This is a genomic window from Chitinilyticum litopenaei DSM 21440 (genome assembly GCF_000428145.1).
In the GTDB taxonomy this organism is placed as follows: Bacteria; Pseudomonadota; Gammaproteobacteria; order Burkholderiales; family Chitinibacteraceae; genus Chitinilyticum; species Chitinilyticum litopenaei.
This window is the reverse complement of the sequence record NZ_ATZJ01000051.1, coordinates 1-23992: the sequence shown is the minus strand read 5'-3', so window position 1 is coordinate 23992 and position 23992 is coordinate 1. Positions and strand designations below refer to the sequence as shown.

The 23992-nt window shown below is 64.6% G+C and carries 18 protein-coding genes; 11 read left to right on the top strand and 7 right to left on the bottom strand.

Annotation, left to right across the window (positions count from 1 at the left end; translation table 11 throughout):
* Positions 1-374, top strand: a 374-nt coding sequence (locus tag C515_RS0114875) for a transposase (protein WP_028455665.1), incomplete at its 5' end; no start/stop codon positions are given.
* Between the two features lie 429 nt (positions 375-803).
* Here the strand turns inward: C515_RS0114875 and mnmC are convergent.
* A complete protein-coding gene (gene mnmC / locus C515_RS0114870; RefSeq protein WP_028456173.1) occupies positions 804-2714 on the bottom strand; it encodes a bifunctional tRNA (5-methylaminomethyl-2-thiouridine)(34)-methyltransferase MnmC2/FAD-dependent 5-carboxymethylaminomethyl-2-thiouridine(34) oxidoreductase MnmC1 in 1911 nt (636 codons plus the stop codon).
* Positions 2715-2875: 161 nt separating this feature from the next.
* Between mnmC and C515_RS22705 the strand changes: the two genes are divergently transcribed.
* The gene (locus tag C515_RS22705) at positions 2876-4069 is read left to right on the top strand and encodes a GGDEF domain-containing protein (RefSeq protein WP_051304994.1); all 1194 of its coding nucleotides are present in this window, start codon (positions 2876-2878) and stop codon (positions 4067-4069) included.
* A gap of 75 nt (positions 4070-4144) precedes the next feature.
* On the top strand, positions 4145-4684 hold the full coding sequence (locus C515_RS0114860; RefSeq protein WP_028456172.1) for a hypothetical protein: 540 nt from the start codon (positions 4145-4147) through the stop codon (positions 4682-4684).
* 96 nt (positions 4685-4780) lie between these two features.
* Here C515_RS0114860 and glnE read toward each other — a convergent pair whose 3' ends face one another.
* Complete coding sequence (glnE, locus tag C515_RS0114855) at positions 4781-7474, bottom strand: bifunctional [glutamate--ammonia ligase]-adenylyl-L-tyrosine phosphorylase/[glutamate--ammonia-ligase] adenylyltransferase (protein WP_028456171.1); 2694 nt, start codon at positions 7472-7474, stop codon at positions 4781-4783.
* A 250-nt stretch (positions 7475-7724) separates the two neighbouring features.
* Between glnE and C515_RS0114850 the strand changes: the two genes are divergently transcribed.
* The 4 genes from C515_RS0114850 to C515_RS0114835 all read left to right on the top strand — a co-directional run bounded on the left by C515_RS0114850 (position 7725) and on the right by C515_RS0114835 (position 14717).
* Entirely contained in the window at positions 7725-11609 is a 3885-nt protein-coding gene (locus C515_RS0114850; RefSeq protein WP_158380841.1) for a YhdP family protein, read from the top strand.
* A complete protein-coding gene (locus C515_RS0114845) occupies positions 11606-12442 on the top strand; it encodes a carbon-nitrogen hydrolase family protein (RefSeq protein ID WP_051304993.1) in 837 nt (278 codons plus the stop codon). The genes C515_RS0114850 and C515_RS0114845 overlap by 4 nt, the downstream gene beginning before the upstream one ends.
* A gap of 51 nt (positions 12443-12493) precedes the next feature.
* Positions 12494-13930: a metalloprotease TldD gene (tldD, locus tag C515_RS0114840; RefSeq protein ID WP_028456168.1), complete on the top strand. Its 1437-nt coding sequence runs from the start codon at positions 12494-12496 to the stop codon at positions 13928-13930.
* A gap of 109 nt (positions 13931-14039) precedes the next feature.
* Positions 14040-14717, top strand: coding sequence for a Bax inhibitor-1/YccA family protein (locus C515_RS0114835; protein ID WP_028456167.1), 678 nt, complete (start codon positions 14040-14042; stop codon positions 14715-14717).
* 145 nt (positions 14718-14862) lie between these two features.
* Here C515_RS0114835 and recR read toward each other — a convergent pair whose 3' ends face one another.
* Positions 14863-15462 carry a recombination mediator RecR gene (gene recR, locus C515_RS0114830; protein WP_028456166.1) on the bottom strand — a complete coding sequence of 200 codons (600 nt, stop codon included), beginning with the start codon at positions 15460-15462 and terminating at the stop codon, positions 14863-14865.
* 75 nt (positions 15463-15537) lie between these two features.
* Entirely contained in the window at positions 15538-16632 is a 1095-nt protein-coding gene (gene apbC, locus C515_RS0114825) for an iron-sulfur cluster carrier protein ApbC (protein WP_028456165.1), read from the bottom strand.
* A 155-nt stretch (positions 16633-16787) separates the two neighbouring features.
* Here apbC and C515_RS0114820 point away from each other — a divergent pair, with 155 nt between their 5' ends.
* Positions 16788-19139 carry a serine/threonine protein kinase gene (locus C515_RS0114820; RefSeq protein WP_028456164.1) on the top strand — a complete coding sequence of 784 codons (2352 nt, stop codon included), beginning with the start codon at positions 16788-16790 and terminating at the stop codon, positions 19137-19139.
* A 98-nt stretch (positions 19140-19237) separates the two neighbouring features.
* On the top strand, positions 19238-19774 hold the full coding sequence (locus tag C515_RS0114815; protein ID WP_028456163.1) for a phasin family protein: 537 nt from the start codon (positions 19238-19240) through the stop codon (positions 19772-19774).
* A 124-nt stretch (positions 19775-19898) separates the two neighbouring features.
* Here C515_RS0114815 and serB read toward each other — a convergent pair whose 3' ends face one another.
* The 3 genes from serB to C515_RS0114800 all read right to left on the bottom strand — a co-directional run bounded on the left by serB (position 19899) and on the right by C515_RS0114800 (position 22377).
* Complete coding sequence (gene serB / locus C515_RS0114810) at positions 19899-20738, bottom strand: phosphoserine phosphatase SerB (protein WP_028456162.1); 840 nt, start codon at positions 20736-20738, stop codon at positions 19899-19901.
* A 341-nt stretch (positions 20739-21079) separates the two neighbouring features.
* Positions 21080-21592 carry an HAD family hydrolase gene (locus C515_RS21330; protein ID WP_051304991.1) on the bottom strand — a complete coding sequence of 171 codons (513 nt, stop codon included), beginning with the start codon at positions 21590-21592 and terminating at the stop codon, positions 21080-21082.
* 71 nt (positions 21593-21663) lie between these two features.
* Entirely contained in the window at positions 21664-22377 is a 714-nt protein-coding gene (locus C515_RS0114800) for a UPF0149 family protein (RefSeq protein WP_028456161.1), read from the bottom strand.
* A 137-nt stretch (positions 22378-22514) separates the two neighbouring features.
* On the opposite strand from C515_RS0114800, the gene C515_RS0114795 reads away from it, so the two are divergent.
* Together C515_RS0114795 and C515_RS0114790 are read left to right on the top strand one after the other, a co-directional pair.
* The gene (locus tag C515_RS0114795) at positions 22515-23450 is read left to right on the top strand and encodes a tRNA dihydrouridine synthase (RefSeq protein WP_028456160.1); all 936 of its coding nucleotides are present in this window, start codon (positions 22515-22517) and stop codon (positions 23448-23450) included.
* Positions 23451-23636: 186 nt separating this feature from the next.
* Positions 23637-23992, top strand: a 356-nt coding sequence (locus tag C515_RS0114790) for an IS110 family RNA-guided transposase (protein ID WP_028456159.1), incomplete at its 3' end; no start/stop codon positions are given.

The following is a 23992-nucleotide window of genomic DNA, read 5'->3' as shown; positions in this document are numbered from 1 at the left end:
CCATTGCCGAGTGGGCCAAGAGCAACCTGGCCAGTGGCGCACGAGTGATCTCGGATGGCTTGCCGGCATTCCGGGCGGTGACTGCCGCGGGCTGCCAGCATGAGGTTCGGGTCGCTGGCGGCAAGAAACCGAAGGACTTGCCGGAGTTTTACTGGATCAACACCGTGCTCGGGAATGTCAAGATGACGCTCGCGGGCGCTTACCATGCGTTTGCCTTCGGCAAGTACGCTGATCGTTACCTGGCCGCCATCGCCTACCGTTTCAACCGCCGCTTCCGGCTGGATAGCTTGCCTGAACGCTTACTACTGGCGGTAGTGGCTTGCGGCCCAAAGACAGAATTGTGGCTACGTAAGAAAGCTGAGGGGGCTTGCTAATCAGGAAGTCATTTGATGTATATGCCTAAAGGCAAAGCAGATGATGGCCTGCGAGGGTATACATGCACCAGTATCTGGACTGGAGGCGCGGCCCGGCTTGCAAGCGGCTGATGCCGGGGGCGCCAGTGATGGAAGTCAATCGGCCCCCCAGCTGGAAACCTGGTCGGCAGCAAGCTGATGTCGGTCAGGAGGGGGCAGTGCAATAGTATGGCGGGCCGCCGGAATCTGGCGGGCTGGTACTGCCGGACAACGCGCCTGCGTGTCCGAGCCGGTTTTAGCCTGATCCCGGATAATCCGGCCCCGGTCAGATTCTGGTATCTATTGATCCGGCCTTCAGAAGTTTGAATTTCCGTAGGAGCGAGCTTGCTCGCGAAGCCTTGCTGATCGCGAGCAAGCTCGCTCCTACGAGTGAAAACATCAGAGGCCGGATCAATAGTTTGAAGCCTTGCGCAGCTTGCGCAGGGCGAAGCGCCCCGGGTCGATGGCGTCGAGCAGTTTGCGCTCCAGCGGCAGCGGTTCGCCGTTGAGCTGGCAGGCCAGCAGCTCGCCGGCCAGAATGCACCAGCTCAAGCCGCGTGAGCCGAAGCCGAGTGCGCCATACAGCCCGGTTTGCCGCGCCAGTTGCCAGAGCTGGTGGGCGGGGCCGTCCTGCTGTTGCGGGGCGGGCAGGGGGCCGATCAGCGGCAGGCGGTCGGGGGAGGTGGGGCGCAGGCAGGCCCGCCAGTCGTGGATCAGTGTTTCGTCGAGTGTCACGCCGGGCAGCAGTTTGCCGATTTCCTGCAGATTCTGGCGCGCGGCGGCGGCGATGTCGCCATCCTTGACTGCTGCGGCGCCCAGGCAACGCAAGCCCGCATGGGCGGGGGTGAGATAGCCCGGGCCGGACAAGGCCAGCGCCGGACTGGGCAGGTGCGTGGCGCGCAGGCGCGTCACCACGCGCTGACTGTCGCTGAGCGGCAGTTCGGCGTCGGGGCAGAGCTGGGCGGCGGCGCTGGCATTGGCCAGAATCACCGTGGCGCAGCGCGCCAGCTCTTCCTCTTCGCCATCCTGACCGCCAAAGAGGCGCCAGCCGTCTTCGTCCTGCTGCAATCGGCGGACCGTGCAACCGGTGCGCACGCGGATCTGCGGGTGGTCGAGCAGGCTGGCGCAGAGGCCGGGCGGATGTATCCAGGCGGAAGCCTTGTGCAGCAAGCCTCCGGCGGCAATGGGGGTCTGTGTATGCGCGCTGGCCGCATCGCGGTCCAGATAGCTGGCCAACTCGGGCGGCAAGTGCAGTTCGGTGGCGATGGCGGCAAACAGCGCGTCCTGTTCCGGCGTTTTGGCGATCTGCAATTGGCCTGGGCTGCCACTGGGGACTGGCCGGCCCGCGGCGGCGAGCAGGCGCAGCGCCTGCAGCGTGTGCGCGCAGCCGGCGCGCGTCAGGCGGGCCTGCAGATTGTCGTCGCGGCTGAAGGTCGGATGCAGCAGGCCGACATGGTTGCCCGAGGCACCGCTGGCGATCCGCTCGGCGCTGTCGAGCACCGTGACCTTCCAGCCGCGGCGCGCCAGTTGCCAGGCGACGCTGCTGCCGGCCATGCCGGCGCCGATGATGACGGCCTCGCGACTGGCCGGGGCTGGTGCCGGCCGGCTGCGCCATTGCGGGGCAATGGTGCTGCTGCCCACGAGCATCTGGCGCTTGCCGGCAAAGCCCTGCACGCGCTGCACGCCAAAGCCGGCTTCCTGCAGGCCGCGCCGCACGTGACCGGCCACGGTGTAGGTCGCCAGTGTCGTGTGATCGTGCGCCAGCCGCCGCAGCTGGCGGTAAATGGCCGGGCACCACAGTTCGGGGTTCTTGTCCGGGGCAAAGCCGTCGAGATAGATCGCATCGGCGGCAAGCTGCAGTTCGGGCAGCCAGTGCGCGGCCTCGCCCAGCACCAGCGTCAGTACCACGGCGCCACCGGCCAGCTCGATGCGGTGCAGGCCTTCGGTCAGCCAGGGCCAGCCGGCGCGCATTTCGGCAGAAAGGGCGGCGATTTCCGGATATTGGGCATGCAGCGTTGCGAGATCGTCGCGCGTGAAGGGGAATTGCTCGACCGACACGAAATGCAGGCGCTGGCCGCGCTGCGGATCGGCCGCCCAGGCTTGCCAGGTGGCAAGAAAACTCAGGCCCTGCCCGAAGCCGGTTTCCAGAATCGTGAAATGTGGCCGGCCCTGCCAGGCTGCAGGCAGCCGGTTGCCGGCCAGAAAGACTTCGCGTGCCTGCGCCAGTCCCCCGGCGCGGGCATGATAAATATCATCAAACTGGCTGGAATACGGCACCCCTTCAGGGGAAAATTCAAGTCGGGCGGGGCTTATGGCGAGCATTACAGACGGCGGCGGGGCAAATCGCTTAGTCTACCCGTTTCGCTTGTGACGTGTGGTGGGCCCGACTGGTACTTGACGCGGCATAAATCCACTGCAAATGACAATTCATTAGCAATTGCTTATGTCACAATGCAGTTCAACTCGGTTGTTTGGGGGAGTCCATGGGACGATTCGGCAACGGCAATGCGGCTTCGGCGCTCTATGCGCCCGCGACGCTGCTTACTCTGAGCGATCACCTGCCAGCGGTGTCGGAGGCGGGCGGGCGTCATCTGCACCCGGGGCGGCTGCATGTCCGCCATCAGCGGATCGCCGCCTGGCTGGCGGCGGGGCTGAGCTGTCTGCTGCTGCCGCTGCTCTTTGTCCTGCAAGCGCCAGTGGCCATGCCCGTGCTGCTGGGCGTGCCGCTGCTGGCCGCAGCTTTCGTGCTGATTGCCTTTGGCCTGCAGGGCGTCCATCAGCAGGCGCTGCTCTGGGTGCACCGGCTGCTGATCGCGCTGGCTGTGCCCTGGCTCATTTATGGCTTGCAGCCCGAGCCGGTGCCCGTTCCGGCGCCGGTGGTGCTGTTGTGGCCGATTCTCGGGCTGTGGCTGCTGGCGGTCACGACCAGCCCGGGACAATGGCTGCTGTGCTTGCTGGTCGCCTTGCCGGCGCTGCTGGCCCTGCTGCCCGCCTGGGATGCGCCTGCACTGCTGGTGGTCGTGGCCGCCTTTGCCTTGAGCTGCCTGCTGTTTCTGGCGCTGGCCGTACAGCTGGCCCAGTTGCGCCAGCGCGTCTGGCGAATTCGCCAGCGTGTGGCGGAAAAAGAGGCTGACCTGATGGCGCGCGCCGACAAGATGCGCAAGCTGGCCCTGCAGGATGCCCTCACCGGCCTGAGCAATCGCCTGCATCTGATGTCCCGGCTCAAGCGCCTGATGCGTGACGATCGCCGCGTGCGCGAGGGCGCAACGCTGTTCCTGATTGATCTCGATCTTTTCAAGGAAGTGAATGATCGCTATGGCCATGACGCCGGCGATGCGGTGCTGCTGGAGGTGGCGCGCCGTCTGCGGCGGCTGGTGCGGCGCGAAGATACGGTCTGTCGTCTGGGCGGTGACGAGTTCGTGTTGCTGATCGAGGGGCAGCTGCAGCAGGAGTTTGCTGAACATCTGGCACGCAAGATTCTGGCCAGCCTGGCCGAGCCCTGTCCTTACGGTGAACACCTGCTGCCGGTCGGCGGCAGTCTGGGCATTGCCGCCTGGCAGCCCGGCTTTGCCGATCCGGATGACTGGCTAAAGGCGGCGGATGTGGCCATGTATGAGGCAAAGCATGGTGATCGCGGCAGCTTTGCTTTTTATTCCGATACAAAATCCGCGTTGTAAGTTACTTGAAATCATGGGCGCTGCTCCACACAATCAAATACATGCTTGCCCGCAACCCTTGAGTGAGTACTGACATTGACCGATGTCCCGATTCCGGCCCGCTACCGCTGCGGCCATGTGCACGAACCCCGCGAACCGGCCACCGAGCTGGATGGCAGCTGCACGCAATTTGCCTGCCCGGCCTGCCAGCTGGCGCTCGCCGTGCAGCAGGGCAAAAATACGCGGGCTTACGTCAACATGCAGCAGATCAGCACCGGCATGGCGAGTTTCGTGATCGAAATCAGCGAAGCGACCGCCGTGCTGGGCGAATTGCTGGCGACACAGGGCTTTGCCCGCAGTACGCCCTCGCAGGACGAGCTGCACCCCGGAAATGGCTTGGCTGCCACTCTGGCGGTCATCTGGCGCAAGGAGTTCCAGTTTGCCGTCGACATCCATCCGGAATTCGTGCTGGCGCTAATGGAAGTGATCAAGAACGAAGTGCGCGCGCTGAGCGCCTATTTTCCCGCTGGCGAGCAGGGCGTGTCCTTCATGGCCTTTCCCGGTGACGATGCCGGGCTTGATCACCTGCTGTTTGTCGGCCAGGGCGGCATGGCGAGCCTCTGGGCGGACAGCTGAGCTTCGATTCGCCTCGCTTCAATGCAGACTGCAAATGACAATCCCCCGCCAGAAGCGGGGGATTTTGCATTTGCATCTTATGATCACGAGTGCCGATCAGCCGGCATGCTGCCCATCCGCTCCGAACAGGTCCGCCCACAGTGCGCGCACGCGAGCCAGATGGCCGGCCAGCGGCGCCAGCATGGCCTCGCTCGGCTTGTTGTCGTTCAGCCGCGCCGCGTGCTGCAGGCGGCGCAATTCACGGTAGGCATAGCGGGCCGCTTCCGCGGCAGGTTCCGGAATCAGCCCCTGCCGTGCCGCCACGTCCAGCAGGGCGATATTGCCGCTGTTGGCCGTCAGCGCCGGGCAATCGCCGGCGTGCGCGAGGATCAGGTATTGCACGATGAACTCGATATCGACAATCCCGCCGCGCACATGCTTCACGTCGCTATCGAGGGCTGGATGGCTTTCCAGCATGCGCTCGCGCATGGCGCGCACTTCCTCGCGCAAGGCCGTGCCAGCGCGGGGTTTCGCAAGGATCTGGCAGCGGAAATCCTCGAACCACTGGCCAATGCGCGCATCGCCGGCCGCAAAACGCGCGCGGCTGATGGCCTGGTGTTCCCAGACCCAGGCGGATTGCTGCTGGTACTCGGCAAAGGCCTCAAGGCTCGACACCAGCAGGCCTGAAGCACCGTTGGGGCGCAGACGCAGGTCGATGTCGTAGAGCTGGCCTGCCGGGGTCAGCGTGGTCAGCCAGTTGACGATGCGCTTGGCGTATTTGGCATACACCTCCTGTGCATTCGGGTGCTCGTCGTCAAACAGGAAAACGATGTCCAGATCCGAGCCGTAACCCAGTTCCTTGCCGCCCAGCTTGCCATACCCGACGACGGCGAAGGCCGGATGCTCGGTGTGCCGCCCGGGCAGCTCCTTCCAGACTTCTTCCAGCGTCACTGCCAGAATCAGGTCGGCCAGCGCCGAGAGGTGATCGGACACCTTTTCCAGCGTCAGCATGCCGCCCAGATCCTGGGCCACGATGCGGAACACCTGCGTGTGCTGGAAATGCCGCAGGCAGTCCATCTTGGCTTCGGTGTCGTCGCTGATGTCCTGCAGCTCGCTGCGCAGGATGCGGCCGAGCCTGTCCCAGTCGGGCTCCTGGTAAAGCAGCCGCGCATCGAGCAATTCATCAAGCAGGATGGGGTGGCGTGTCAGGTATTGCGATACCCAGGAGCTGGCGCTGTAGAGGTCGGCCAGGCGCTTGAGCGTTTGCGGGTGCTCGGCCAGCAGGGCCAGATAGGATTCGCGCCGGCTTACCGCCTCGATCAGGTCCAGTACGCGCAAGAGCGTGGTGTCCGGATTGGGGTAGGCGGCGGCGGTTTCCACCAGCGCCGGCAGGATGAGATCGATGCGGCGGCGGCAGCGATCCGGCATCTGCAGGTATTTGCTGCTGGAGGTATAGCTACCCAGCCTCCGGTGTACTTCGCCTGCGTCGATATACCCGTGATTGCGCAGCAAATCGACGCCGCCGTCATCCTGCAGGCTGCTCATGTCCTGCGTGCTGCCGGCCTCGTCGGCGGGTGATTGGGCAAACACCTGCTCGAATTGCCGGGTGACCTTGTTGCGGTGGTAGTCGAGCGCCGTGCGAAAAGCCGCCCAGTCCGGGTAATTCATGCTGCGCGCGATGCGTTCGCGGTCTTCCTCGCTGGTGGGCAGCATCTGCGTCTGCGCGTCGTCGAGGTACATGATGCGGTGTTCGAGATTGCGCAGGAAGACGTAAGCGGCATCGAGGTCGGCCACGGCTTCTTCGGGTAGCGTGCCCTGGGCGCCCAGCTCGCGCAGGATGGTTTGCGTGGCGCGCTGGCGCAGCGCCTTGTTGCGCCCGCCGCGGATCAGCTGGAAGACCTGGCCGATGAACTCGATTTCGCGAATGCCGCCCGGGCCGAGCTTGATGTTGTCGAGCTTGTCGCGGCGCTGCACCTCGCGGCGAATCTGGCTGTGCAGCTCGCGCATCGAGTGGTAGGCGCCGTAATCGAGGTATTTGCGGAACACAAAGGGCTGGACCAGCTCGTACAGCCCCTCGGCGTCGCCCGACAGCGCGCGCCCCTTGATCCAGGCATAGCGCTCCCATTCACGCCCCTGCGTGAGCAGGTAGTTTTCCAGTGCGGCGAACGAGCAGACCAGCGGCCCGGAGTCACCGAAGGGGCGCAGGCGCATGTCGACACGAAACACGAAGCCTTCGTCGCTGCTGTCGCCGATCAGGTTGATCAGCCGCTTGCCCAGGCGCGCGAAATATTCGTGATTGGTGATGCGGCGCGGCCCGCTGGTTTCGCCGTCTTCCGGATAGACAAAGATCAGGTCGATGTCGCTGGACACATTCAGCTCGCGCCCGCCCAGCTTGCCCATGCCGACGACGATGAGCTGCTGCACGGTACCGCTGTCTTCGCCGATCGGCTCGCCGTGGCGCTCGTCGGGCTGCGCCAGCCAGCTCAGCGCCGCGTCGATGGCGACCTCGGCCAGGTCGGTGGTGGTGTGCATGGCTTCGTTGAGGTCGGAGAGCCCGGCCAGCTCGCGGGCAATCAGCCGCGCCATCACGGCCTGGCGCAGATGCCGCAACTGGCGCTTGAGCATCTCCTCGTCCGCTGGCGCCTCATGTGCCAGTTGCTGTTGCATGGCCGCGCGGGTGAAGGGCTGGTAGAGGTGTTCGGCCGTTTCCGCAGCCAGCGCCGGGCGGCGGGTGAACAGGCGGCGCAGGTAATTGCTGTGGGCGAGTGCGGCGCTGAGCGCCGGGCTGGAGTCGTCAACGATTTCGGGCATGGCGGGCTGTGATTGTTGGTAAAATCAGCCATAACCCTAGCATAAGGGGCAGTTGAAAAAGTCTGAAAACGCGGGTTTGAGCCTTGGCGGCGGGGGCATGGCGAAAGCCGCTGCCCAGCGTTGGCTGCAAAATCAATGGCTTTTCGCGTTTTCATCCGTTTCCCGGCCTGGCCGGAACAACCGAGCCCGGCTGTGCATCGACAGCCTGATGTGGCCGCCCCAGCGCGCGCCCGATCTTCCGGATTCATTCATGCGCTTTTCTCTAGAGCCGGCGCGGATCCGGTCCCGTCTTGGACAGTGGACCGCCGGCCTGCACCGCATCACCCTGCGCTGGCTGTGGCGTTTGCTGCTTGCCGCTGGCAGCCTGCTGCTGCTCCTGGGGCTGGCCTGGCAGTTCGTCGTGATCCCGCGCATCGACCAGTACCGCCCCTGGCTGGCTGCACGCATCAGCGCGCAGGCCGGCGTGCAGTTTTCCGCGCAGCGCCTGGTGGCCGGCTGGGACGGCCTGCGGCCCGAGTTGCTGGTGCAGGGCGTCGTATTGCGCGGAGCGCAGGGCCAGCCCCTGCTGGATTTCGACGAAATGCGCGGCAGCCTTGCCTGGTGGCGCCTGCCGCTGGGCGAAGTGCAGTTCAGCCGCATCAGCCTGAACGGGCCTGATTTGCTGCTCTTGCGCGACGCTCGGCGGCGCTGGCTGATTGGCGGCAGCGCGCTCGACAGTGGCGACGCCAGCGCCGATCAGGGGCGCGTGCTGCGCTGGCTGCTGGACCAGGGCGGGCTGGCCATCCACGATGGCCGGGTGCGCGTGATCGATCAAACGCAGAGCCCGGCGCGCGAACTGGTGCTCAGCCATGTCGATTTCCGCACCAGCCGTATTCTGGCCTTTCGCGATGTCGAACTCGGCATGAACCTGCCGGCCGGCATGGGCGGGCGCGCCACGCTGAGCGGCTCGCTGCAGGGCAGCGATCCCGAACTGCTGGCCGACTGGTCAGGCCGGCTGCGCCTGCAGATTCCCGATACCGATCTGGCGCTGGTAGGCGAATGGCTGTCGCTGTTTCGCAGCCGCGAACATCTGCGCAGCGGGCGCGGGCATTTGCAAGTGGGTTTCGATTTCAGCGCGGCGCAGCTGGATGCGCTGGATGCCCGGCTGGCGCTGCGCGACGTGCAGTTTCGCCTGGACGAGCAAGCACTCAATCTGCCGGTGTTTGATGGTGAACTGGCCTGGCGGCGGGGCAGCAAGGGCGACAAGCTGACTCTGGATGCCCGGCAGTTGCGCACCGACAGCGGTGCGCTGTGCGAGAACTGCAGCCTGGCTTACCAGCGCAATGGCCAGCGTCACGCCCTGCAGGCCAGGGGCTGGCATCTGGCCGGCCTGCCGGCGCTGCTGCCGCTGCTCGCGCGGGAACAGCAGCTGGCGCTCGCTGGTGTGCAGCTGGACGGACGCATCGCCGAGGCCGAGCTGGGCTGGTCGGGTGACTGGCGCGCGGCCCGCGACTGGCAGGGTCAGTTGGAGTTTTCCGGCCTGGGCCTGCGCTGGCCCGGCGTGCTGCCCGAGCTTAGCGGCCTTTCCGGCGAGCTGGAGCTTGATGAAACCCATGGCAAGGCGCGCCTGTCCAGCGATGGCTTGCGGCTCAATTACCCCGAACAGTTTGTCGAACCCCTGCAGCTGACCACCCTGCGCAGCCGTCTGGAATGGCGACGCGAGGACAAGGGCTGGCGGCTGGCGTTTCCCGCGCTGCAGCTGGCCAGTACCGACTTGGCCATGTCGCTCAATGGCCAGTATCGCTGGCCCGGCCAGGGCCTGGGCAGCATGGCGCTGGATGGCGAAATCAGCCGGCTGGCCGCCAACCGCGCCTATGCCTGGCTGCCCCGCGCCGTCGGCGACGAAACGCTGGCCTGGCTGCGTGCGGCGCTCAAGAGCGGGCAGGCCCGCAATGGCCGGGTGCGCTGGCATGGCGAACTCGCTACCTTCCCCTACGGCCCCAAGCTGCCCGGCGAATTCCGCATCAGCGCCGATGCGGCCGAGGTGACGCTGGCTTACGCTCCCGGCTGGCCGGCCATCCAGAACATCCATGGTCGCCTGCTGTTTGCCGGGCCGGGCATGCGCATTGAGGCGGATCAGGCGCGTCTGCTGGGTGTCGGCTTGCGCGGCGTGGTCGCCGAGGTGCCCGATCTGGGCGTCGATGCGCCGGTGCTGGACGTGCAGGGCGATGCGGCCGGCCCCATCGGCGAATACCTGCGTTTTCTCGGCACGACGCCGTTGAAGGAAGAAGCGGAGCTGGTCCCCGATGGCTTGCGGGCCCAGGGGGAAGGGCGCCTGCAATTGCATTTGCAGCTGCCGCTGTATGCGCCCGAGACCAGTCGTGTCAGCGGACGCTTTGATTTTGCCGCCAGCCAGCTGGAAGTGGGCGAGCAACTGCCGGCGCTGCTGCAGGCGCAGGGCCGGCTGCTGTTCACCGACGAGCAATTCCGCCTGGAGCGCGCCGAGGCGCAGCTGCTGGGCGGCAAGCTGGCGCTCAGCGGCGCCAGCGACGGCAAGGGCGGCATGCAGTTCGCGCTGCATGGCGAGGCGCAGATGCAGGCCGTGCTGCAGCATTACCAGCTGCCGGCGCTGATGAGCGGGCCGCTGCGCTATCAGGGCTCGCTGCTCACGCGTGACGGACAGTTCGACCTGCAGCTGCAAAGCCCGCTGCGCGGCGTGCAAATCGATCTGCCGGCGCCGCTTGCCAAGGCACCAGGCAGCAATTTGCCCCTGCAATTGCGCGTCAGCGGCAATGAGCGCGGCGACACCTTCAATCTGGGCTTGCGGCAACTGCTGCAGCTGGAAGTCAAAAAACCAGTAGGTATGCCCCTGCAGGCCGCCATCGCACTTGGTTCCATGCCGATACCCGCCACAAAGCCGGGGCTTTACCTGGGGGGCGGCTGGCCCGAGCTGCAGCTGGAAGACTGGCTGGCCTGGGCTCAGCAGCAAGGGGCTGGCGCTACGGGCGGCAAGGCGGCTGCACCCATCGCCATCCAGGGCGCCGATCTGGCCTTCGGGCGGCTGAGCGGCTGGGGGCAGCAACTGAACGATGTCCGGCTCGGCTTTGCCGATCTGGGGCAGGGCTGGCTGCTCAAGCTCGGCAGCAAGGCCCTGAGCGGGCAACTCATTTCCGGCGGGCCGGGGCGCCCGCTGCAGGCCAGGCTGGAGCGTCTGGCCCTGCCGCTGGCCCCCCCTTTGCGCGCGAGCCTTGCGAATGGCAATGCCGCCCAGCCTGCGCGCCCGCCCGCCGGCAGTACGGCGCTGCAACGCTGGTCGCAACTGGAGCTGCAGATCGCCCAGTTCAGCTACAAGGGGCTGGCGCTGGGCCAGCTGGCCGTGACCGCCAAGCCGCTGGCCATGGGCTGGCAGGTCGAGGAATTGCTGCTGAGCAATCCCGATGGCGAGTTCCGCATGAGCGGGCAATGGCTGCCGCACGAGCGCCAGCCACACAGCAGCGGCAAGTTCAGCCTGCAAACGCCGGACCTCGGCAAGTTGCTGACGCGGCTGGGCTATCCGAACAGCATGTATCGCGCTCCCGGCAAGTTTTCCGGGGAGCTGAGCTGGCAGGGGGAGGCGGCGATTCCCGATTTCCCCTCGCTGCAGGGCAAACTGCGCCTTGATATGGAGGCCGGGCGTTTTGCGAAGGTCGATGGCGGCAATGCGCTGCGGCTGCTCTCCATCCTGAGCCTGCAGTCGCTGTCGCGGCGCGTGCGCCTGGATTTCAACGACGTGGTCAACGAGGGCATGGAGTTCGACCGCATCAGCGGCGATGCGCAGATCGATCGTGGCATCGCGCGCACCGGCAATCTGCTGATCGACAGCCCGGCGGCCGACATCCGCTTCAATGGCGAAGCCAATCTGGTGGCCGCCACGCAGAATCTGCGCGTCAAGATCACGCCCAAGATCGGCGACGCCGTTGCCCTGGCCGCCACTGCGGTCAATCCGCTGGCCGGGCTGGCGACCTTTGCCCTGGGCAAGGCGCTGAACGACCCCTTTGGCCAGCTGGCGACGATGGAATACAGCATCAGCGGCAGCATGGCCGATCCGCAAATCCGGCGCATCGAACGCCTGAGCCTGCCCGGCGTGCGCAGCGCCTCCGAGACCGCCGGCAAATGACACCTGACATCCGCGAGGAGCGCATGAGCCAGTTCCAGACCCTGAACGCCGCCGCCATCCAGATGGTTTCCACGCCCGACGTGGCGCAAAACCTGGCCAGCGCCCGGCGCCTGCTTGCCGAAGCAGCGCAGCGCGGCGCCCGGCTGGCGGTCTTGCCCGAGTACTTCGCCATCATGGGCGCGCGCGATACCGACAAGCTGGCGCATGCCGAGCACTTTGGCGATGGCCCCCTGCAGAACTTTCTGGCGGATGCCGCGCGTGCCGAGGGGATCTGGCTGGTGGCCGGCACGATCCCGCTGGCCAGCGAGATCCCCGGCAAGGCATTCAATAGCTGTCTGGTCTTTCAGCCCGACGGCCAGTGCGCCGGCCGTTATGACAAACTGCACCTCTTCGGTTTTGAAAACGGCAGCGAGCGCTACTGCGAGGCCGATACCATCGCGCCGGGTGCTGCGCCACTGATCATCGATACACCGCTTGGGCGGCTCGGGGTCGCCATCTGCTACGACCTGCGTTTCCCCGAGCTCTTCCGCCTGCAGGAGGCCGATCTCTGGGCGCTGCCGGCCGCCTTTACCGCGACCACCGGTCGGGCGCACTGGGAAATCCTGCTGCGCGCGCGCGCCATCGAAAACCAGTGTTTCGTAATCGCCAGCGGCCAGGGCGGTGTGCATCCGACCGGGCGGGAAACCTTCGGCCACAGCATGCTGATCGATCCCTGGGGGCAGATTCTCGACGTCCTGCCGCACGGCGAGGGCGTGGCGCTGGCCGAGCTGAAGGCCAGCCAGCTGGAGCGCACGCGCCGCGTGCTGCCGGCGCTGGCGCATCGGCGTCTGTGAGCGGCGAAGTGTGGTTTAATGGCGGTTTTTCCCGCCGGCCCGGATGTCCCGATGAATCGACTCGATCTTGCCCGTACTGCCTTGCTGACCCCTTTCGGTCTGGATGACGAGCGCCTGGAACAGGTGTTCGCGGCCATGCGCCAGCATGAAGTCGATTATGCCGACCTGTATTTCCAGTATTCGCGCAGCGAGGCCTGGAGCCTCGATGAAGGCATCGTCAAGTCGGGCAGCTTCAATATCGACCAGGGCGTCGGTGTGCGCGCCGTTGCCGGCGAGAAGACCGCGTTCGCCTATTCGGACGACATTGGCCTCGCGGCCCTGCTGCAGGCTGCAGAAGCCACGCGCGCCATTGCTCGCCAGGGCGGGCAGGGCACGGCGGCGCTGCTGCGTAACGTGGCCGGGCGCAATCTCTACGCCGTCGACGATCCGATTGCCAGCCTGGATTCCGCCGCCAAGGTGGCGCTGCTGGAGCGGCTGGAAAGCATGGCGCGCAGTCTCGACTCCCGCGTTGTGCAGGTGATGGCGAGTCTCGCCGGCGAGCATGAGTTGATTTACATCGCCCGCCACGACGGTGTGCGCGCTGCCGACGTGCGCCCGCTGGTGCGCGTGTCGCTGCGCGTGATTCTTGAGGAAAACGGTCGTCGCGAGCAGGGCAGCAGTGGTGGTGGCGGGCGCTTTGACTTTGCCTATTTCACCGATGAGGTATTGCTGGACTATGCGCAGAAAGCCATCGCCCAGGCGGTGCTGAATCTGCAGGCTCGCCCCGCGCCGGCCGGCGAGATGACCGTGGTGCTCGGCAACGGCTGGCCGGGCATTTTGCTGCACGAGGCCATCGGCCATGGCCTGGAGGGCGACTTCAACCGCAAGGGCAGCTCGGCGTTTTCCGGGCGCATCGGCGAGCGCGTGGCGGCCAAGGGCATTACCGTGGTGGATGACGGCACGCTGGCCGATCGGCGCGGCTCGCTGAATATCGACGACGAGGGCAATCCCACCCAGCGCACCGTGCTGATCGAGGACGGCATTCTCAAGGGCTATCTGCAGGACGACCTGAATTCGCGGCTGATGGGCATGGCGCCGACCGGCAATGGTCGCCGCGAATCCTATGCGCACCTGCCGATGCCGCGCATGACCAATACGCTGATGGAAGCCGGCCAGCATGACCCGCAGGAGATCATCGCCTCGGTCGAGCGCGGGCTGTATGCCGCGAATTTTGGCGGTGGCCAGGTCGACATTACCAGCGGCAAGTTTGTGTTTGACGCCGCCGAAGCCTGGTGGGTCGAAGACGGCAAGCTGCAATACCCGGTGAAGGGCGCGACGCTGATCGGCAACGGCCCGGACGTGCTCACCCGCGTCTCGATGATCGGCAACGACATGGCGCTGGATCCGGGCGTGGGCACCTGTGGCAAGGAGGGCCAGAGCGTGCCGGTGGGCGTGGGTCAGCCTACGCTGCGGGTTGACGGTGGCCTGACAGTGGGTGGCACAGTCTGACACATTGATTCAGCAATTTTCGTTCCGCGACTTGCAACTTTTCCGCTTTGCCGGCATCTTAGCCACGAAGCGAGCGCCTGATTCGCCAACTTCTCAAGGAGATAACGCCATGCAATTCAATCCCGCCTCGTATGCGCCGCAAGCGCTTGCGGCCGACCGCAACAAGGTTCTGCGCAACACTTACGCCATGCTGGCGCTGACCATGATTCCGACCGCCATCGGTGCGGTGCTCGGCATCAACCTGGAGTTCCGCATGTCCGGCTGGGTCGGCATGCTGGTGTTCTTCGGCGTAGCCTTTGGCAGTTTCTACGCCATTGAAAAGACCAAGAACAGCCCGCTCGGCGTGTTCCTGCTGCTGGCCTTCACCGGTTTCATGGGCTTCTGGTTGTCGCAAATCCTGCAAGTGGCGCTGAGTTTCAGCAATGGCGCCCAGCTGATCGGCACGGCCGCCGTGGGTACGGCTGCGATCTTCTTCACGCTGGCCGCGATTGCCACCGTGACCAAGAAGGATTTCAGCTTCCTGGGCAAGTTCCTGTTCATCGGTCTGGTGATGGTGATCCTGGCCGCGATCGCCAATGTCTTCTTCGCCATTCCGGCGCTGTCGCTGGCCATTTCGGCGGCCTGCGTGCTGATCTTCTCGCTCTACATCCTGTATGACGTGAGCAATATCGTGAACGGCGGCGAAACCAACTACGTCAGCGCGACGCTGGGTCTGTACCTGAACATCTACAACCTGTTCACCAGCCTGCTGCACCTGCTGATGGCCTTTACCGGCGAGCGTGACTGAGCGCCTGCCCCGGGGCTCGCAGCCAGCAAAAAAACCCGCCTCGGCGGGTTTTTTGCTGGCTGCATTCTTGATACCCATGGCTGGATAGGGCTGCAGCCATTACCCGCATTAGGTTACGCTCGTATACCTAGTGGAGTGGGGCTGCCTATTCGCTGTGACGGCGCTCGATCAGTGCCTGCGCCAGCGTCGCCGGATCGGCGTGTTCCAGCTCGCCGCCCACCGGCAGGCCGCGGGCGATGCGGCTTACGCGCAAGCCGCGGGCGCGCAGCAATTCGGACAGGTAATAGGCGGTGGCTTCGCCCTCGGTGGTGAAATTGGTCGCCAGAATCACCTCGCTTACCTCGCCATCCAGCGCGCGTGCCAGCAGCGGCTTGAGCGCGATGTCGTCCACACCGATGCCGTCGAGCGGGCTCAAGCGGCCCATCAGCACGAAATACAAGCCCTCGTAAGCGCGCGTCGCTTCGATCGACCACAGATCGGTCGGCATTTCCACCACGCAGAGCTGGCCGTGGTGGCGCTGCTCGTCCTGGCAGATGTCGCACAGCTCGGTTTCGCAAAAGGTGTTGCACAGCTTGCAATGCTGCAGGCGCCCCTGCGCATCGATGATGGCCTGCGCCAGCTGCACGGCGCCGGCCGGGTCACGCTGCACCAGATGAAAGGCCATGCGCTGCGCGGATTTCGGGCCGACGCCGGGCAGCACTTTCAGCGCATTGATCAGGTTTTGCAGCGACGGCGGAGTGGACATTGTTTGCTCTGTGTATCTGGCTGCAGCCTCGATAACAAAAAGGCTGCAGCCTGTTGGGGTGCCGGGTAGGGGCGATCAGGCGTCTTTCTTGATGACGATCTTCGGGAAGCGGCTGGAGAAATCCTGCGCCTTTTCGGCCACCTTGATCGCGAGCTTGCGCGCGATGTCCTTGTAGATGCCAGCCGCGCGGCCATCGGGCTCGGCGACGACGGACGGATGGCCGCCGTCGGCGTTCAGCCGGATCGACAGCTCGAGCGGCAGCTGGCCCAGCAGCTCGGTGCCGTAATCCGCGCACATCGCCGCGCCGCCGCCTTCGCCGAAAATCGGCTCGGCATGACCGCAATTCGAGCAGATGTGCATGCTCATGTTTTCCACGATGCCGAGAATCGGCACGCCGACCTTCTCGAACATCTTCAGCCCCTTGCGCGCGTCGAGCAGTGCGATGTCCTGCGGCGTGGTGACGATCACCGCGCCGGTCACCGGCACCTTCTGGCTCAGCGTCAGCTGGATGTCGCCGGTGCCCGGCGGCAGGTCGATGACCAGGTAATCAACATTGTCCCAGTGCGTGTCGTTCAGCAGCTGCATCAGCGCCTGCGTGACCATGGGGCCGCGCCAGACCATCGGTTGCTCGGTGTCGATCAGGAAGCCGATCGACATCACCTGGATGCCGTGCGCGGTGATCGGCTGCAGGTGCTTGCCGTCCGGCGATTCCGGATGCGCGTCGGGTACGCCCAGCATGGTCGGTTGCGAGGGGCCGTAGATGTCCGCGTCGAGCAGGCCAACGCGCGCGCCTTCCGCAGCGAGCGCCAGCGCCAGATTCACGGCGGTGGTCGATTTGCCGACGCCGCCCTTGCCGCTGGCGACCGCGATCACGTTCTTCACGCCGGAGAGCAGCGGCACGCCGCGCTGCACCGCATGCGCGACGATTTGCGTGCTGACGCGCACTTCGATGGGCGAGAGGCCTGCCTCGGCGTTCTCTAGGCGGGCGCGCACCAGTTCCGCCAGTTCCGCATGCCGGCTTTGCGCCGGATAGGGCAGTACCAGATCAAGGCTGACGCCGGAGCCGGACAGCTGGATGTTCCGGAAGCATTTGGCGCTGCTGAAGCTGCGTCCGGTATGGGGATCGATAAGGTCGGCCAGTGCGGCCTGGATGCGTTCAAGGGTTGCCATGCTGGCTCCGGACGGTATGGGAAAACAGAAAATGCAAATTTTGTAAAAGATGAGGGCGGCTGTTGCGCATTCAATAGCGCAAAGCCACAGAATTCGCGCTGCTGCGGTAGCGCTCGGCTATGATCAGAGGCAAAACAGAACAAGCCGATACCGTCATGGAAAAAGAACTGGCTGCGGGTCGTTTCCGCATCATCCGCAAACTGGGGCAGGGCGCGCAGGGCCTGGTGTATTTGGCCGAAGATCAGCGTCTGGGGCGCCAGGTGGCGATCAAGGTGCTGCACAGCCAGGGTAATTCGGTGCTGGATGAGGCGCGCACCGTCAGTAATCTGCAACATCCGCACATCGTGGCGCTGTTCGACGCCTTTGCCGAAGAAAGCCATCCCTGTCTGGTGTTCGAGTATGTCGAAGGGCAGACGCTGGCCGCGCTGTTGCGCGAGAAGGGCAGCCTCAAGCCGGTGGAGGCTGTGCGCCTGCTGCTGCCCATCCTGGATGGTCTGGCGCTCGCGCATGCGCGCGGTCTTGTGCATCGCGACATCAAGCCGCAGAACATCCTGATCGACAGCCAGCAGCGCCCGCGCCTGATGGATTTTGGCGTGGCCACGCCGCGCCAGACCGGCAGCGCCAGCATGACCGGTACCGTTGGCTACATGGCCCCGGAAATCCTCAAGAATCTGCCGGTCGATGCGCAGGCCGACGTGTTCGCCGCCGGCATGACGCTTTACCAGATGCTCACCGGCAAGCTGGCCAGCGAAGGCGATTCGGCCTTCGCCATCCTGCAGCGCACCCTGTCCAGCCCCTTTGTCGCACCGTCGTCGCTGCAGGCCGATGTCGACGACCAGCTCGACCAGATCGTGATGACGGCGCTGTGCAAGTCGCCCGACGAACGCTATGCCGATGCCGCCGCCTTTCACCACGCGCTGCAGGCCTGGCTGGAGCGCCCCGAGGCGGCGGCGGCCGAGGAGGGCGGCAGCCGCCACAGCACCCTGGATTTCCTCTTGCGGCGCATGCGCCACACCGCCGATTTTCCGGCGCTCTCGCAAACGATCAGCGCGATCAACAAGATCGACGAGGCCGATTCCGAGCGCCTGCAGAATCTGTCCGAAGTGATCCTGAAAGATTTCTCGCTGACCAACAAGCTGCTGCGCATCGTCAATTCGGCGAGCTTTGGCCAGTTCGGCGGCACCATCAGCACTGTGTCACGCGCGATCGTGATCCTGGGTTATGACAATATCCGCAATCTGGCGATCACGCTGCTGCTGTTCGAGCACATGCACAACCGCAGCCAGGCGATCAAGCTCAGGGAGGCCGTGCTGATGGCCTTTTTCGGTGGCCTGCTCGCGCGCTGTCTGGGCCAGAAGGCCGGCTGGCGCGAATTCGAGGGCGTGATGATCTGCGGCATGTTCCAGCATCTGGGCAAGCTGCTGACACTCTACTACTTCCCCGAGGAAAGCCAGGAAATCGAGCGCCGCGCCCAGCAGGATGGCTGCAGCAACGAAATCGCCGCCGAAAAGGTGCTCGGCATCAGCTATCGCGAGCTGGGACTCGGCGTGGCGCAGAGCTGGAACTTTCCCGACAAGATGCTGCACAGCCTGCGGGCCATGCCCGATGGGCCGATCCGCGAGCCGCAGAACAATACCGAGCGCCTGCGGCTCTTTGCCAATCTGTCGGCCGAGCTGCTTCCGCTGATCGACGCCAGCGCGCGCGACATCCCCGCGATGATGGTGCAACTGGTCAAGCGCTATACGCCCGCGGTGGCGCTGCACAGCAACGATTTCGAGAAGGTGCTGCAGGAAACCGCCAAACAGTATCTGGGTTATCTGGGTCTGCTGGGGGTCGATGTCAGCGGCAGCGCCTACGCCAAGCGGCTCAACCAGCTTGCCGGCACCCCGCTGGGGGTCAGCCAGACTGCCGAACCGGTCGCCGATACACTGACCGGCCATATTCTGGACGCCGGCACCCCGGCAGGCAGCGCCAACACACCGCAGCAGATCACCAGCATGCTTGCTGCCGGCGTGCAGGACATCACCAACACCCTGGTCGGGGACTTCAAGCTCAATGACCTGCTGCGCATGATCCTGGAAACCATGTACCGCAGTGTCGGGTTTGATCGTGTGCTGTTCTGCACGCGCGATACGCGCAGCAACCGCATGCTGGCGCGCTTCGGCTTCGGTGCCGACATCCAGCAGATCATCCCGAAATTCGCCTTTGACCTTGGTGGAGTGGCCGACGTCTTCCAGCTGGTGGTCAGCAAGAATGCCGACGTGCTGATCGAAGACATCGACGCCGAATCGATCCGCCAGCGCATTCCCGTCTGGTATCGCGACGCCGTGCCTGCGCATACCTTCATCGTGTTTCCGCTGGTGATCGACAAGAAGCCCATCGGGCTTTTCTATGGCGACCGGCTGGCAGCGCACACGCTGGAGGTGCCGCACGACCAGCTTAACCTCTTGAAAACCATGCGTAATCAGGCTGTGCTGGCCGTGCGCCAGAAGCAGGCCGGTGGTTGAAGTGTGTCATTTGTGCGCTGCAACAAAAAACAGTTGACATGGCCTGCGACAGGCATACAATGCAACTCATGATGCACTGCACAAAAGGAGATACCATCATGTACAACGCTCAACAATTCGTCGATTTCAACCAAGCCAACATCGAGAAGACCCTGCGTCTGACCAATATCGCCCTGGCTGGCGCCGAAAACCTGCTGCAACTGCAATTCACGCTGGCACGCGATCTGATCGCCGAAAACGTGGAAACCGCCAAGGCACTGGCCAACGCCCGCACCGCCCAGGATCTGGCTGATCTGCAAAAGACCCTGGCCCAGCCGGCCGTTGGCAAGTCGCTGAGCCTGGCTCGCACCGTGTTCGACGCGGCCAGCAACACCCAGCAGGAAATCAACAAGCTGGTTGAAGAACAGGTTCTGGAATTCAACAAGAACCTGCTGTCCAGCCTGGACCAGGCCGTTCAGCAAACTCCGGCTTCCGGCGCTGCCGTTGCCGTGTTCAAAAACGTGGTTGAAACCGCCAACACCGCCTACGACGCCCTGAACAAGACTGCTCAGCGCATCACCGGCAACATCGCCGAAGCCACCGTGGCTGCCGTTGAAACCGGCGCCAAGGCCGCTTCCGGTCGCAAGTCCGCCTGATTGTTGTAATCCGGCAAAAACAGAAAGGGGCGCAAGCCCCTTTTTGTTTGTCCGCATTCGGCAGGAGGCAGATGGGTATTGCCCTGTAGCCCTTATCTGAAAAGGGCTACAGGGCAATACACTTTTACAGGAAGTAATTCAGCACGCCATCGAGCCCGACGCGGTTGATCGCGTACGGCGCTTCGGCGACCACCTTGGGCTTGGCGTGACAGGCCACGCCAAAGCCGGCCTCGTGCAGCATGGGCAGGTCGTTGGCACCGTCGCCCATGGCGACGACCTGATCACGGCGCAGGCCGAGTTCCTCGCGCCAGGCGATCAGCTCGGCCTTCTTGCGCGCGGCGTCGACGATGTCCCCATCGACCTTGCCAGTCAGCTTGCCGTTGGCGATTTCCAGCACATTGGCGATCGCGCGGCTCAGACCCAGGCGCTCCTGCAGGCGCTCGGTGAAGAAGGTGAAGCCGCCGGAAATCAGCAGCGTTTTCGCGCCCGCGGCCTGGAAGCCCCTGAGCATCGCTTCGGCGCCGGCCATCAGCTGCAGGCGTTCGTCGTACACACGCTGCAGCGCGCTGGCCTCAAGGCCGGCCAGCAGCGCTACGCGGCGGGTGAGCGATTCGCGGAAATCCAGCTCGCCGCGCATCGCCGCTGCGGTGATTTCGGCGACCTGCGGCTTGATGCCGACCATGTCGGCGATTTCGTCGATGCATTCGATGGTGATCAGCGTTGAATCCATGTCCATCACCACCAGGCCGATGTCGCGCACGGACAGGTCTTCGGGAATGAAGGCGAAATCCAGCTGGTTGGATTCGCAGAAATCGGCGACGGCTTCCTCGTTGGCGAGCTGCGCGCCCAAGAGCTTGAAGGCTTGCGGGTTGATGGCCTGGATTTCGTAGGCGTCGGAGAGGCGGGCGAGCTGTTTCAGGTCTTGCGTGGCGATGTCGGGCGCCTGGATGACGAGACGGTGCATGGGAATGAGTCGCGAAAATCGGGGAAAGCGCGATTCTAGCAAAGCCGGCCGGCGCCCGGCGTTACCGATTGGCCTGGGTTCTGTTGACGTTTTGTTTGCACTGCCCGTTTGTGCGGTTTTTGGCCTGAATCAAGGCGCGAAACCCGCCGCATAGTCGTTCTATGCCAGGGTTTTGCAACGCAGGGTCAGGCCAAAAACAGCCAAACCCGGCGGGCTGGGCGCTTTTTTCGCCGCCTCTGCGTTGTTGCTTCGCTGACATAACCCGTTATGCGGCGCTTGCAACGCCTTGATTCGGCGCAAAAAGCGCGCCAGCGGGAGTGCAAACAAAACGTCAACAGAACCTAGCCGCTCGCGAAACCCAGCCCGGCGAGCGCAGTGGGCAGCTCGCTCAGCGCATGGATGGTCGTATAGCCCGGGCCGGTGCGGTGGATCGCGTCGTGCGGGTTGAACCAGACGGCGGACAGCCCCTTGGCGGCGGGCGTGCGCACATCGGCGGCAAACTGGTCGCCGACCATCACGACGTCGCCGGCGGCCAGGCCTTCGCGCAGCAAGAGCTTGTGCCAGAACTGCGGATTGGTTTTCTCCGCCCCGGTATTGCGCCAGCAGAAGATTGGCTCAATGTGCTCGGCCAGGCCAACCCGCGCCAGCGCCAGACGGATTTGCGCTTCGGTCGAGACGCGTGCACTCGTCGCCAGTCCGCAGCGCAGGCCGGCGGCGTTCAGCGTCTGCAGCAGGTCGAGGGCGCCGTCGACGGCGGCGACCGCGGGCCAGTCGGCCATCGGTTCGCGCCATTCGGGATGGTCGACCATCAGCGTGTCGTCCCAGTCGAACAGGATCAGTGCCGGATTCTTCATGTCCTGATGGGTATGGGCCTGCAGCCCAATCAGTCATTTGCTTGCAGGCCAATACATCCAGTTATTCTGGCTCAGGCGCCGTGGCACTTCTTGTATTTCTTGCCGCTGCCGCAGGGGCAGGGATCGTTGCGGCCGACCTTGGGCTCGTCGTTGCGCACGGTTTCCACCGTGCCGACGCTGGCTTCCAGCCAGTAGTGCATGATGTCCTCGACCAGCCAGGGCAGCTCGGCCAGCCGCGTTTCGCGGCCCTTGAGGTCGAGCTTGTCGTCCTCGTTTTCCGGATGGTGGCCCAGTTCAAGTGCCAGGATCTTGGCGACGGTTTCGAAGAAGGCCTCGTCCTCGTCGAGCGCGGCCTGCCAGGCGTCTTCGCGCAGCAGCACGCCGGCGCGAAAGCCCGAGGCCCAGTAGGCGCCCAGCGTTTCCTGCCATTTTTCGTCGACGCCTTCGTCTTCCAGGATCAGCGGGTAATACAGCGCGCTTTCCTTGGCGGCCTCGCGGGCGCGCACCGAGTAGGCGTGCATGATGCCCTCGGCGTGGCGGCGGATCAGCCCGAGAATCAGCTCGGCTTCGGCCTGGTCGTCGAATTCCGGCACTTCGCCGGCAAACACCTGCGGCAGCCATTCTTCTTCGGCGACATCGTCCGGGCCGACGGTCAGCGCGACGAGCATGCCGTCGAGCATTTCCAGGTCCATCGTTTCTTCCGGCGTCTTGCCGGACATCAGGAAGTCATTGAGCTGCTCGAGTTCGGTCTCGGTCAGGCCCAGGGTTGGCATTTTCAGGATCATGGTGCGGCTTTCTTCAGCTTAATCGATCGCACGATTATACAGAGCGCGCGGCCCGGCCGGCGTTCTTGCGCGAAAACCCTTGCCAGTCAGTCGCTTGCGCGTACAATGCCTGCCTTTTCCGCCCGGCTGTTTTCCCCATGCGTATCCTGCTTGCCCCGATGGAGGGGCTGCTCGACCATATCCTGCGCGACATGCTCACGCGTGTCGGCGGCATCGACCTGTGCGTGACCGAATTCGTGCGCGTGTCGGGCACGCTGCTGCCGAACCGCTTCTTCCAGCGCATCGCGCCAGAGCTGTTGACCGAGAGCCACACGCCGGCCGGCGTGCCGGTGCGCGTGCAGTTGCTCGGCTCCGACCCGGTGTGCATGGCGGAAAACGCGGCGAAGCTCGCCGAGCTGCATCCCTGCGGCATCGACCTCAACTTCGGCTGCCCGGCCAAGACGGTGAATCGCCACAAGGGCGGGGCGATCCTGTTGCGCGAGCCGGAGCTGATCCACGACATCGTTGCGGCCGTGCGCGGCGCGGTGCCGGCGCACCTGCCCGTGACCGCCAAGATGCGCCTCGGTTACGAGGACACCGGCAATGCGCTGGCCTGCGCGGCGGCGATCGAGGCCGCCGGGGCCGCCGAGCTGGTCGTGCATGCGCGCACCAAGGTCGACGGCTACAAGCCGCCGGCCTACTGGGAGTGGATTGCCACGATCCGCGAGCAAGCGAAGATTCCGGTGATCGCCAATGGCGAGATCTGGACGGTGGAGGATTTTCACCGCTGCCGCGCGGTGTCCGGCTGCGAGGACGTGATGCTCGGGCGCGGCATCGTCGCCAATCCGGGGCTGGCGCTGCAGGTGCGCGGCGAGCAGGGGCCGGGCTGGGACGAAATGCTGCCGCTGCTCGAACTGTTCTGGGCCAAGGTGCAGGACACCGTGCAGCCCAAGCACCGTGCCGGGCGCATCAAGCAGTGGCTCAATTACCTGCGCCGTCATTACCCCGAGGCCGAGGCGGCTTTTGTCGAACTGCGCCAGATCAGCAATCCGGACGAATTCGCCAACCGGTTTTTTGCGGCGGCGGCGCGCTGAGTGCGTCTTCCCGCAGCATGTGATCCCGCTTTGGATGTTGAAAACCTGATTAGGTAGCTACCTCAGCAAAGTCCAGCTCGTCATTCCGGCGAAAGCCAATGGGATGGACTCCTCCCTCCTGAAACGGCATCAAGTGCCAGACTGGGAAGTGTCACCAACCAGTCCAAACGGAACGAGGAGCCCATCATGACCATTATCCGCATCGGCATTGACCTTGCCAAAAACGTCTTCCAGGTTCATGGCGTCAACGCCAACGAACAGGTCGTCTGCACCCGGAAATTGCGCCGGGAGCAAGTCCTCGATTTCTTCAAAAAACTCCCGCCCTGCCAGGTCGGCATGGAAGCCTGCGGGGGCGCGCATCACTGGGCACGGGAATTGCAAACGCTCGGCCACACCGTGCTCATGATGGCCCCGCAGCACGTGAAGCCCTACGTGCAGGGCAACAAGAATGACGCCAACGACGCCGCCGCCATCTGTGAGGCCATGACGCGGGAGCGGATGCGTTTCGTCCCCGTCAAAAGCGTCGAACAACAGGATTTGCA